The organism is Afipia massiliensis (assembly GCF_014203115.1).
GTDB lineage: Bacteria > Pseudomonadota > Alphaproteobacteria > Rhizobiales > Xanthobacteraceae > Afipia > Afipia massiliensis.
In genome coordinates this window covers 465,006-476,873 of record NZ_JACHIJ010000001.1, presented here as the reverse complement: position 1 = coordinate 476,873, position 11,868 = coordinate 465,006, and the positions used below count along the sequence as shown (strand labels likewise).

Here is an 11,868-nt window from a genome sequence, read left to right as displayed (position 1 = left end):
GCCTGATGGTGTTAAGCCAGCTTCCACCAAAGCCGGATTTTGAGGCGCTCAACGCATCTGCGCCGGCAACCGCCGATCGCCGCACGTTGATCCTGGCGCTGATCGGAAATCTGGTTTCGAGCTGGTCCAATAACGAAAGCCTGTTCATTTACGTTCTCATGATCCTCATGAGAACCGACCAGGCATCGGCGGCGCTGACATTCGCCACGCTCAACACCACCAGAGCGCGCCTCGATCTTATCCAGCGCCTGGCGAAGATCACGATCAAGGACAAGAGCCTCGACCGGTCGCTTTCGAAGATCATCGATCGGTTCAATGAAACGACGCATGTGCGAAACGAGTTCAATCACTGCATGTATATTGTCGATGCCAGCGGGCAGATAACCCATACGCAGTCGATGCGAATTGTGCAGACAAAGAACAGCCTTCAGTTCGGCGAAACGAAGCCCATGGACGAAGCCCGATTGAAGAGCATGGTCAAGACTATCAAGGAGATGACGCGCATCAATCGCGACATCTGGGATATCCTGCCGCGGCTTGAGGCTCACCTTCGATCGAACGCTCCAGCTCCCTGACCGGGTATTAAGCGTGCGATTGAGTGTGACGCCAAAATGATCTCCAGTGGATAAGCCACCAGGCGGCTCAATTCGTCGCGCATTCCGGTGCGACGTACGCTAAGCTCGGGATGAGCCGCAATTGTGCTGCATCAAGCAGGCAGCACCACACAAGCGGGTTGCAAGCCCCGAAAATCTGTCGCGTTTGGAGAGTCAAGCTAACCGAAAGGATTAGCGCGCTCAATCATCTGGCGGATGGGTGGTCTCGAAAGCGTCCAAATGGCGCGCACGCCATAATGCCTAAGGCTGCGGGCGATGCCCGAATGTGCGGCTATTCCCTGACTTCCACATAAGTAACGCTGACGATGCGGAGTCTCGCAAACAATTGCGAGGGGATCGCAGTCGGAAAATCCGGCATCAACCGCATCGTAGCGCAGAGACAATCGCAGACGTAGAAGATCAGCGATTTTCGAGGCGACGGCGATGCTCCAGAGCGGACAGGAGTTCGTCATGCCTATCTTCCCATTACCAACGCACGACCCGAAGAACGAGCAGGATCAGAAGCAAGATCAGAATCAGGATCAGAAGCAAGCCAACTTGCAGGCTCAGCTTCAGGCTCAGCTTCAGGGTCAGGGCCAGGGCCAGGGCCAGGGTCAGGCCCAAGCCCAGATCGCTGTTCAGACGCTCGACTCCAAGAGCGACAACAAGAACAGCAACGACAACAAGAACAGCAACGACAACAAGAACAGCAACGACAACAAGAACAGCAACTGGAACGAGAACAAGGTCGACAACAAGGTCAACAACACGGTTGATAACAGCCTCGACAACAAGGTCGATAACAAGATCTCAAATACCATCGACAACAAGGTCAATGTCGCAGTTGACGTCAAGATTGATCTTGACCTCAAGGCCGATGGACTCAGCAGTCCAGTCATCGATATTTCGAATCTCCACAATGTCCTCGGTTCGGTGATCATGCCGGACGTGGTCGATCAGAAGCTCGGCACCGGTAACCAGTTCAATATCGATCAAGTGAACAACATGATCGATGCTGACTTCCTGTACGATGCGAAGGTCTCGTATCAGGGCGGTAGCTTCACTATGGACGCGAAGGCCCATGGTGGCGATGTCAAGATCGATTCGAAGATCGACGACATCACCGGAAACGCCGCCAGTGGCGTTGCGGCAAGCGCGGATGCGGCCATCTCGCAGGACGCATTCAACCAGACTATCACTCAGGGCGCGAACATCCAGTTCAACAGCATCGAGATGTCTGTGGCTGGACGCGATCTGACCATCGATAGTGATCTGAGTTAGTCCCAATGGAGCCCGCGCGGCATACGCCGCGCGGGCGCTTCCCTTCTAGCTAATGACCGGCTGTCGTGAATAGCCCCGGGGATCGTCGATCCCCGAGCCTGACACAGGAGGCTCCCATGGTGCCTGGCGGCGTAACCGAAGTAGTCTGGCATTTCGCAGGCTATCTGAAGATCATAAATGACACTGCGCGGGATCGCATTGGCTACGACGAGTCAGCTTTCCGCAACCTGCAAGACGATTACATCACGCCGCGCCCCAATTACCTAAGCAACCCTGATTTCAATCCTCTCGACAGCCACGGCTTGCTGACTCCGTTCATTGGGCCTCTTGAAGAGCTCCACCATTCCCGGATCCTCCCGATCAAGTCATTGAGCCCGCCGGCGCCAAAGCCGGATCTGGATTCCCATTTGTCCGACCGGCTCCCGCAGTTCCAGTTTCCCGGAGCGTCAGGTGGAGGCGGCGGCGGATCCGAATTCAAGATTACGGTTCAGTATCAGGATGGCGGCGAGCAGACTCAGGTTCAGATTCATCAGTACAATTTCATGTTGGACGACGACAACCTGCTCGTCGGAGCATGTGCCGATGATATCGCCGGGGATCTTGCGCGCCTCACATCCGATACCGGGGCGATTCTTCAGCAGATGGCGGACAATGCCAGCGAGCATATCCCAAATGAATGGCTGATGCCTCAAAGCAGCGCGGGAGCTGTGGAATTCGTCAAAGCCTACGATGAGGACTTCGCCTCGCGTGACGGTGAACCGGGCGCGCATTCAGTCGAGCCAGGCTACTATCTGAACGGCGAGCTTCAGACACCTCGACCTGAGCCGCCGGCCGAGACGCCGATTCCTGATCCCGTACCTGCGCCGGATCTTGGTAACGGTCTCGGGCAATGGGCCGAAACTGGAGCCAACGACAGCTGGAACGCCAGCCTGATAGTCGACCTGAGCGAATCCGGGCGTTCCATGATCGTGATGGGCGACTACTTCAAGACAAACGCGATCTTCCAGACCAACTCCATCATGGATCAGGACCATATCCAGATGTCTGGGGGCGTCGCGTTTCCAGTTGCGGAGGGTGGTAACAAGACCGACAATATTGCCGATTTCATTCAGAATCCCGGGATTTATGCCGAACTGAAAGCGACATTCGCCGGGCCGCAATGGAACGTCGATGTTGTGGACGGCAACTACTACAGCGTGCACGCAATCGTGCAGCTGAACTATCTGTCCGACAACGACATCGTCGTCCAGAAAAGTGCGGACACGCATTACGAGCTGTATAGCGGCGGGAACGAGCAAGGCAATCTGACCGCGGTGTTCGACGGAACGATTCATTACGATCTGATCATCGTCGCCGGTGCCTATCACGGCATGAATGTGATTTTTCAGAACAACATTCTGTTGAACAATGACACGATCAAGATGCTCGCGGATGGATCAGATCCGTCTCAGTCTGTCGTGTCGGGCCAGAACGAACTGACTAACACGGCGACAATAGCGAGCTATGGCGACGACAATTTCCTGCCGATGAACAACAACCTGAATAGCCTCGTTACGGCGATCCAAAACGGTTCGACCACTCTCGATCCATCCTATGGAAAATTCGTTGATGGTAGCGGCAGCGTTTTCAACGTGTTGTACATCACGGGGGACTATTACGACGTCAACGCGATCTGGCAGACCAACATCGTCACCGACGTCAACATCGTCATGCAGTTTCTCGATCCACCCTCAGCGGATGCCCTTGCTCTTGATCCTAACGGCGCCGATTCGCAGTCAGTGACAAGCGGCAAGAACCTTCTCACCAACGATGCTGCGATTGTCGATGTCGGCGCGACGAATACTTTCGTCAACGGCGAGGTGTATGGCGACACGATTCTCGTACAGGCTAATCTGCTGCCGGAGGGCGATGATCAAGTGCTTACCGGCGATGTGCAGTCGCTGGTCTCGGAACTTATCGCTTTCATCAATGAAGACCAAGAAGAAGCGCCGGCGACGCAGCCGGTAGCGACCGCGCCTGCCTATGAGGATCCTGTTGCAAGCGTCATGCATTAATGGCCGAATCAGAAAAGCGCGGACCTTTGAACTGAAGTATTGGACGACGGAGGGTGGGGGAATGACCCGGGGCAGCGACAACGAATTTGATGACGAAGATGATCATTCGCTAGCGCATTTGACAGATGAAGAGCGTGCAAAACTTTACACTGCCGAAGTCGTTCCGTTTCCCCACCGGCATGAGGATGCGTCTGGCAGCCATCCATCGCCGGTAATCCCTCCTGAGACCGCAATGCTGGGAGGGAATCAAGCCGGCTCGGCTGCCGCAATTCGACAGGTTTTGCTGGCTGCGGACGGCACCGCCAGACGGTCGGACGCTTCGCCACTACCAGAGACGGCGAAAAATCCCCCGCATCCAGAAATCGAGGGGCGAACGTCGGAAAAAGGTGGCGTAGCTGGAAACAACGCCTCAGTTCCAGTCGTCGCGACGGGCGGCGGTGGCGGAGATCCTCCCAGTGGCAGCGGAGGAGGCGGCGGAGGTGGCGGCGGTTCCCCACCGTTACACAAGCGCTCAAGCGAGAGTGAATTCCGCGATGTGCTTGGCAAAGGGCTGGCCAACGCGCGGCGCAATCTTGTGACCGTTGGAATCTTCTCCGTCGCGGTCAATCTCCTGGTTCTGGCGATTCCGGTCTATCTCTTCAACATGTCGGATCGGGTGATGACGAGCCGGAGCACGGATACGCTCGTCATGCTGACGATAATTGTCGTCGTCGCGATAGCTGCGCACGTCCTGATGGACATGATGCGGCGTATCATCCTGATGCGGGTTGCAGTCGAGACGGAAGCCAAGCTGGGCGGGCCCGTCCTCAGCGCGGCCGCGAAAGCCGCGCAGGGTGGATCGAGCCGCGAATTTCAGACATTGGCAGATCTCCAGCATCTGCGAGCCTTTATTACCGGCCCGGTCTTGCTGACGATGTTCGATGCGCCGGTCGCCCCGGTATACTTCGCGGTTGTGTTTCTTATTCACCCGCATCTTGGCCTGATCGTTCTGTCATCCGGAGTGGTGTTGATGGGCGTCGCGTTGCTCAATCAAAGAGTCACCGCGGTTCCCTTCACGCGCGCGAATGCATTCGGGACTCGTGCCAATCTTCAAGCCGAAGCGATGGCGCGCAACGCGCAGGTCATCAACGCCATGGGAATGATCCCCGAGGGCGTTCAGGTCTGGGGGCACGAAACCGTCGAGTCGCTGAAAGCACAGGTCGCCGGGCAGGACCTCAACATCATCATGACCGGAGTATCGAAGTTCCTGCGTCTATGTACCCAGATCGCAATCCTTGGCTGGGGCGCCTGGCTCGCGCTGGAAAGCCAGTTGACCAGCGGCATGATTATAGCCGCTTCGATCGTGGCCAGCAGGGCGCTGGCTCCGCTGGAAGGCACGATCGAAGGTTGGCGCGGGTTTGTCCAGGCGCGATCAGCTTACGGGCGCGTGAAAACACTCCTGAAGAATTCACCGTTGAATTTTGATCGGCTACGTTTACCGCGTCCCCAGGGGCATCTGAGCGTGGAGCGCATTCTCTACGTCCCGCCGCCAACCAAGAAGGTCATCCTGAATGGCATCAGCTTCCAGTTGGAGCCAGGCGAATCACTGGCAATCGTGGGTGATTCCGGAACGGGAAAGACGATGCTTGCGCGCATGCTCGTTGGCTCCATCATTCCAACGGCGGGCAACGTGCGGCTCGACATGATGGATCTCCGCAACTGGGACCCCCGCCAGTTCGGAGAAAGCGTCGGTTATCTGCCTCAGGACGTTCAGCTCTTTCCAGCATCGATCAAGGCGAATATCGCGCGCATGCGCCGGGATGCCATCGACGAGGACATATTCGACGCCGCCGAAACAGCCGACGTTCACGAGATGATATCAAACTTCGCTCAAGGGTATGAAACCGTCGTTGGTATGGATGGGAGCCCGTTGTCGGGCGGACAGAGGCAGCGGATCGGGCTGGCACGCGCGTTCTACGGTAACCCTCGCCTCATGGTGCTCGATGAACCAAATTCCAATCTCGATGCGAACGGAGAGCGTGCGCTCGCCAGGGCGCTCATTCGTGCAAAGGAGAAGCGGATCACCGTCGTGACCATTACGCAGCGCGCCGCGCTGCTGAGGAGCGTCGACAAGATCATGATTCTCCATAACGGGTCGGTCAAGGCGTTCGGCACCCGCGACGATATCATTCCAATGATTACCGGACGGAAGCCGAATGGATCCGGTGGCCCAGGCGATGGGCCGCCGATGCTGAACTCTTAGTGGACATCCTGTTACAAGGATTGTGGCGCACTTGAAGCGAGCGAGTTGATCATCGAGGTGCCGAGATGCCTGGCAAAGAACTCACTGCGAAAGCACCCGTTGCGGATGTGACTTGGTATGATTCTCTCCCGCGGTCGACGCGGTTTCCGACTATTGCGGGCGTTGTCGTGATGGCCAGCATGGTGATGGGCTTTGGCGTCTGGGGTAACACTGCGCCGATAGCCGGCGCGGTGGTTGCATCTGGCGTCTTCGTTGCGACGGGGCAGAACAAGATCATCCAGCATCTGGAAGGCGGCGTTATTCGCGATATCCACGTGCGCGAAGGCGATGTGGTCGAACAGGGGCAGCTTTTGGTCGAACTGGATAGCACCGCGCCGAACACCGAACTACGCAGGCTGTTCCTGCGGCGAACGCGATTGACCGCGATCGACGCTCGGCTTCACGCCGAAATGCGCGAGCAGCCGGAGATCACATTCCCCGAAGAACTGACGGATTCTGACGGTCCCGAGGTGAAGGAAATTCTCGAAAGTCAAAGGCTGACGTTTACGGCTCGCCGGAACAACATGAACAGCGACATTGCGGGCATAAAGGAGGGCATCAACGCGCTGAACGAGCGCATTCAGGGATCAAGGATTCAGTTGGACGGCGTTCGTCGCCAGATCAAGTTTATCGAGGAGGAAGTTGAAACGAAAGAGTACCTGCTCAAGACGGGACTGGTTCGAAAGCCGGAACTTCTGATCCTGCAGCGTACGCAGGCGAACCTCGAAGGAGAGGTTGGCCGGATCATGGGCGATATTGGAGATGCCAAGGAGCGTATCGCGAGAGCGCTCGAGCAGATCAATGGCGTCAAAAAGACCGCGATCAAAACCGCGGTCGAACAGATGCATGAGGTTCGCGGAGAGCTCGTCGATGTGCGCGAACGAATGCTCAACGCCAAGGGCGTTCTCGATCGCATTCGCATCACCGCCCCTGTCAGGGGAGTCGTCGTCAAGCTCAGGTATCACACGCAGGGCGGCGTGATCGAGGCAGGAAAGAGCATCATGGAGATTCTTCCGCTCAAGGATGAACTCATCATAGAGGCGCGCGTGCGTCCGCAGGACATCGACAGCGTGAAGCATGGGCAGCATGCAACGGTTCGCCTGACCGCGATGAACCAGCGCATCACGCCAATGATCTCGGGCGATGTGATCTATCTCTCAGCCGATACGCTGGCGGACGAGCGGAAATCGCAGCAAATGGGGCCGACAGATATCTACATTGTCCGCGTCAAGCTGAATATCGAGGAGGCGGCAACCATTCCCGGATTCAGCCCCACGCCCGGCATGCCAGCGGAAGTTTACATCAAGACATCGGAACGGACGTTCTTTCAGTACATCGTCAAGCCGATACACGACAGCATGTTGCGGGCATTCCGCGAGCGATGAATAAACCGTAGGGCCGAGAGGAAGAGTTTGCAAGAATCGAGCAGAAAAGGCCGAGACATGAACCCGCAGGCGAGGTGATGAGATGCGCATCGAAGTCATAGATACATTGACCGATCTGGCGAAGGTCGAGGACAACTGGAACGCGATTTATGATGCGGATCCGGATGCGCAGCTCTTCATGTCCTGGAAATGGCTCTCGGGTTGGCTCAGGCAAGTCGCCGGTCCGTGGTTTGTTCTTGCGGCGAGGATGGATAACAAGGCGGACGGGCCGTATGTCGCCTTTCTTCCGATGCGGATTCAAACCAAGACGGAGAACGGGCGTATCCACAATGAGCTGAATATGGCTGGCAACTTCGCGGCGGATTATACAGGCTTCCTGTGTGCACCGGGCGCGGAGCATTTGGCGATACCGGCGTTCGCCAGATACGTGAAGCAGTTGAATTGGTCGCGTCTGAATTTCGAGAACTTCCGTGTTTCGGAATCCAGGATGCGTCTTCTGCTAGCGCACTTTCCAAAAGCGAACTTTCAGACAAGTGAGATAAGTCGCGTCGGAAAAGTCGATGGCATTGACAACAGTCTGTGCCCATTCGCAGTGCTCCCGCCGGACTGGGATTCGTATCTCGATACATTGAGCACGAATACCAGGCAGAAAATCAGGCGGTTGCTCAGGCAGGTCGATGCGACGGGTGAGTATCGTATCACTGTGGCGACACCTGAAACCGTCGAGCGGGATCTCAATACGCTCCTCCAGTTCTGGGAGACGAAATGGAAGCCGCGGAAAGGCGATCTCACTCAAACGCTGGTGCGCTCAAATCGGGCGATGCTGACGCGCAGCTTCCACGCGGATCTTCTGTATCTCCCGACGCTTTGGAAAGAAGACCGCCCACTGGCAGCCCTCGCCACGCTGATGGATTCGCGCAAGCGTTCGTTCCTGTTCTACATGACGGGACGCGATGAAACCTTTGACGGTCTGCCTCCGGGTGTCATCCTACACGCGCACAGTATTCGTTACGCCATTGTCAATGGTTTTACCGAGTACGATTTCCTTCGCGGCAACGAGCCTTACAAGTATTCATTCGGTGTGAAGGAGCGTCGGATTCGGTGCACCGTGGTCGGAACGAAGAGTGGGCTGAACCTCGGCGGCAAGATTGATCCGCGAACCATCCCGGACGTGCTCGCGCAAGCAACCGAACTCCATCAGGCCGGCAAGATCGTGGAAGCCGAACGCGGATACCGTGAAGTGCTTAACGTCCAGCCGAAGAATGCTGATGCGATCCATCGGCTTGGCCAACTCTTTACCAACAAGGGCGATCATATCGCAGCAAAGCGGCTTTTCAGGACTCTGAGCACGATCAGGCCAGATGCTTACAAGTCGTGGCTCTGTCTCGCGCAATCATGCGAAGCGCTGGAACAGTATCTGGATGCAGCCCACGCCTATCGCGAGGTTATCCGGCTGAGGCCGGATCTGCCTGATACCTTCAAAAACCTCGCAGGTATTCTGATCAAGCTTGGCCGTATCGATGAGGTCAATGCTGCTTTGGTCGCTGTTCTTGGACAAACGGCGAGGGCTACCAAGAAGAATGGCAGCGAGTTGAAAACAAGGCGTGTCGCTGATCGCACAATGGCCCAGGGCGAAGCAGCGTCACTGTAGCTACTGAAACGTGGAGCCGAGGCCAGAACCCGTATGAGTAACGCTACCATACAGGACTTTGTCGGGCTGTCAGTCGTAGACGGCTTTGTATTCGCGACGAGCGATGAGGCTCCTGCGGCAAGTCAGGCGGCCGCCTTCGTCGGCGCTGAATTGCTGTTTTCCGGAAGCTATAGCCGGGCAGGCGTCGATTTGATCATTTGCAACGATACCGAAAGCGTCACCGTTCCGGAATACTTCAAAGGCGAAGATCGCCCGACATTAATGTCGCCGGAAGGAGCCAGCCTGTCGGGACGGGTCGTTGAGGCGATGACGGCAAGAGTCCAGTACGCCCAGGCGGACCAGATCGCGAGCGCAGTGCCCGCCGTTGGCAATGTCGTCAAGATGAGCGGCAGCGCGGTGATTACCCGGAACGGTGTTCCTGTAGAGTTGAAACAGGGCGACCGACTTCTCAAAGGTGATGTCATCCAGACGGGGCCTGATACCACGATTGGAATCAGTTTCGTCGATGGTACGGCCTTGGGTCTTGCGTCCAATGCACGCATTGTTCTGGACGAGATGACGTATGATCCCAATGGATCGTCCAACTCGTCGCTTTTAAGTCTGGTGCAAGGGGCCATCACCCTCGTTGCCGGACACACGGCCAAATTCGGCAATATGCGAGTCGAAACGCCTGTTGCAACGATGGGCATTCGAGGCACCGCCGTCATGGTGGAAATCGCCGCGGACGATGGACCGAGCAAATTCTCCGTGCTCAAGGAGCCGGACGGAAAAATCGGATCGTTTCATCTCTATGACAAGGTAACCGGCGATCTGATCCGGGTGGTGTCGCAAGCGGGGCTCGTGACGGTTGTCTCGCCGCTTGGCGCCGGCCAGCCAGTCTCCGCCGTCGATCAACTGAAAACGCTCGCCGACATCCAAAGTGAGAAGAGCCTTATTCAGCAGGTCTTTCAGATTTACTATCCCAACTATAATCCGGACGGCCCCGGAAACGATCGGACCGGTTCCAGTGTGAACCCGCTTGCAAATCCCACCAGGGGCTTTGCCGCGCTGGGCAGCGAGTCCGGTGTGCCCGCGCTGATCGCTCTCGCAAACGGATTTTCCGTCATACCGGCCACCGCGGCGTTACAGGAGTTTCTGGTTTTTCCGGAGGCTCCCGAACCTCCAGAGGTGCGTGCAATCGCAGTGGCCAACGTCGTTGATGTCCAGGCGTCGCAGGGGCCTGTCGAACGAAACTTTGCCATTAGCGATCAGGTCACGGTCACAGTCGATGGTCAGGTTATCGGAGAACCAACCGGACGTTATGTATCGGGCACGGGCACTATTACCGGTGTTGAGAGCACGGTGCCGCCACCTCAGGGGGTCAATCTCGACGAGTTGGTGCGGATCGATCCCGCAACCGGCGTCGTGACCTATGACGCGAGCCGATTTGCATTTCTGGGCGTTGGGGAATCAGCGATCTATACGATCGGCTTTGATAGCCAACCCGGAACATCTGTTGTTCCAGAAACACTGACTCTTACCATCAACGGGCTGAACGACCGGCCAACTGTCGAGCACGCGATTCCGGACCAGCGCGTACGGGAAGGCTGCAGATTCGAGTATGTCATTCCGGCCTGTGTATTTGCCGATCTCGATGCCAACGATACGTTGAGCTACCGTGCGATGCTGGCGAATGGTGAGCCGCTTCCTGGCTGGCTCACGTTCGATCCGGTGACGATGACGTTTTCGGGAACACCGCCCAAGGGCGAGGAATGTGTTCTTCATATCAAGGTCGTCGCAAGCGATGAGCACAATGCCACGGCCGTCGATCAGTTCGATCTTGTCATTGCAGACAGTCATCATCACCACCACCACCATCATGATCATCATCACCACGATGACGGTTTAAACGGAGCGATCGCCTCAAATGACTCTGATCTCAGCCGCGATCCGGCGGCAGCAGAAGCCGGCGACAACACTGCCAACGACGAGAGTCAGGGCCGTCATAATTCCGAAGTGAGGAAATCCGATTCCGCCGATTGCGGTGAAAAGTGCTCCCGCGGCTCCATGCGGGAGAGTGATGAAAGCTCGTTGTCGTCAAGAGAAGTTGCATCGTCTTCCGGCGAGCACACTTCATATCAAGTATCATCGAACGGTGCCCACGACAGCAGCGCGAACGATGCACGAGCGCACGGATCAACCCATACACCTGCTCCGACGAACTTTGATTCTGATCGTTCGAGCTTTACGGATACGGGCTGGTCCCGCACCGTCACCGAACATTCAAGCCAGACGAGTTCGTCACACCATAGTCATAGCTCCTTTGTGACCAGTCACAACGTGGCGTTCTCATGGAACAGCAGTTCCGGACATCAGCGCGATACTCCGAGCGGGGACCATTTCGTTTTCAGATCGAATTTTGGCCGCGACGCGGATCACGAGGCACGCTCAACCTCCGATCTGATACAGACCGTAAGATCGTGGTCCGGGGACGGGCCTGATGTGGCTGCTCTCGTTCACGTGATGACGAGCTTTGATTTTTTCACCACGCATGACGAACAGGGGACCACCCGGCTCAGCTCATCGGTGGAACTTCATAAGCATCAGAGCGATTTCCACCTGGTTTAGCCGGGTATTTAAGGGC

7 protein-coding genes are annotated in these 11,868 nt (G+C 56.6%); all 7 read left to right on the top strand.

Annotated elements, in window-relative coordinates:
* Window positions 1-5 precede the first annotated feature (5 nt).
* The 7 genes from HNQ36_RS02220 (at window position 6) to HNQ36_RS02190 (ending at window position 11,852) form a co-directional block, all read left to right on the top strand.
* On the top strand, window positions 6-575 hold the full coding sequence (locus HNQ36_RS02220; RefSeq protein WP_184082317.1) for a hypothetical protein: 570 nt from the start codon (window positions 6-8) through the stop codon (window positions 573-575).
* 489 nt (window positions 576-1,064) lie between these two features.
* The gene (locus HNQ36_RS02215; RefSeq protein WP_184082316.1) at window positions 1,065-1,874 is read left to right on the top strand and encodes a hypothetical protein; all 810 of its coding nucleotides are present in this window, start codon (window positions 1,065-1,067) and stop codon (window positions 1,872-1,874) included.
* A 116-nt stretch (window positions 1,875-1,990) separates the two neighbouring features.
* Complete coding sequence (locus tag HNQ36_RS02210) at window positions 1,991-3,928, top strand: hypothetical protein (protein ID WP_184082315.1); 1,938 nt, start codon at window positions 1,991-1,993, stop codon at window positions 3,926-3,928.
* 61 nt (window positions 3,929-3,989) lie between these two features.
* The gene (locus tag HNQ36_RS02205; RefSeq protein ID WP_184082314.1) at window positions 3,990-6,170 is read left to right on the top strand and encodes a type I secretion system permease/ATPase; all 2,181 of its coding nucleotides are present in this window, start codon (window positions 3,990-3,992) and stop codon (window positions 6,168-6,170) included.
* A 65-nt stretch (window positions 6,171-6,235) separates the two neighbouring features.
* Window positions 6,236-7,594, top strand: coding sequence for an HlyD family type I secretion periplasmic adaptor subunit (locus HNQ36_RS02200; RefSeq protein ID WP_184082313.1), 1,359 nt, complete (start codon window positions 6,236-6,238; stop codon window positions 7,592-7,594).
* Between the two features lie 82 nt (window positions 7,595-7,676).
* Window positions 7,677-9,245 (top strand): GNAT family N-acetyltransferase, encoded by a 1,569-nt coding sequence (locus HNQ36_RS02195; RefSeq protein WP_184082312.1) that lies wholly within the window; start codon window positions 7,677-7,679, stop codon window positions 9,243-9,245.
* 33 nt (window positions 9,246-9,278) lie between these two features.
* Window positions 9,279-11,852 carry a putative Ig domain-containing protein gene (locus HNQ36_RS02190; protein WP_184082311.1) on the top strand — a complete coding sequence of 858 codons (2,574 nt, stop codon included), beginning with the start codon at window positions 9,279-9,281 and terminating at the stop codon, window positions 11,850-11,852.
* Window positions 11,853-11,868: the final 16 nt, after the last annotated feature.

Bases quoted from the DNA above. Each gene is read 5' to 3' on its own strand.
- HNQ36_RS02195 (WP_184082312.1), top strand. From the start codon at position 7,677: ATGCGCATCGAAGTCATAGATACATTGACCGATCTGGCGAAGGTCGAG.
- HNQ36_RS02210 (WP_184082315.1), top strand. From the start codon at position 1,991: ATGGTGCCTGGCGGCGTAACCGAAGTAGTCTGGCATTTCGCAGGCTAT.
- HNQ36_RS02200 (WP_184082313.1), top strand. From the start codon at position 6,236: ATGCCTGGCAAAGAACTCACTGCGAAAGCACCCGTTGCGGATGTGACT.
- HNQ36_RS02190 (WP_184082311.1), top strand. From the start codon at position 9,279: ATGAGTAACGCTACCATACAGGACTTTGTCGGGCTGTCAGTCGTAGAC.
- HNQ36_RS02215 (WP_184082316.1), top strand. From the start codon at position 1,065: ATGCCTATCTTCCCATTACCAACGCACGACCCGAAGAACGAGCAGGAT.
- HNQ36_RS02220 (WP_184082317.1), top strand. From the start codon at position 6: ATGGTGTTAAGCCAGCTTCCACCAAAGCCGGATTTTGAGGCGCTCAAC.
- HNQ36_RS02205 (WP_184082314.1), top strand. From the start codon at position 3,990: ATGACCCGGGGCAGCGACAACGAATTTGATGACGAAGATGATCATTCG.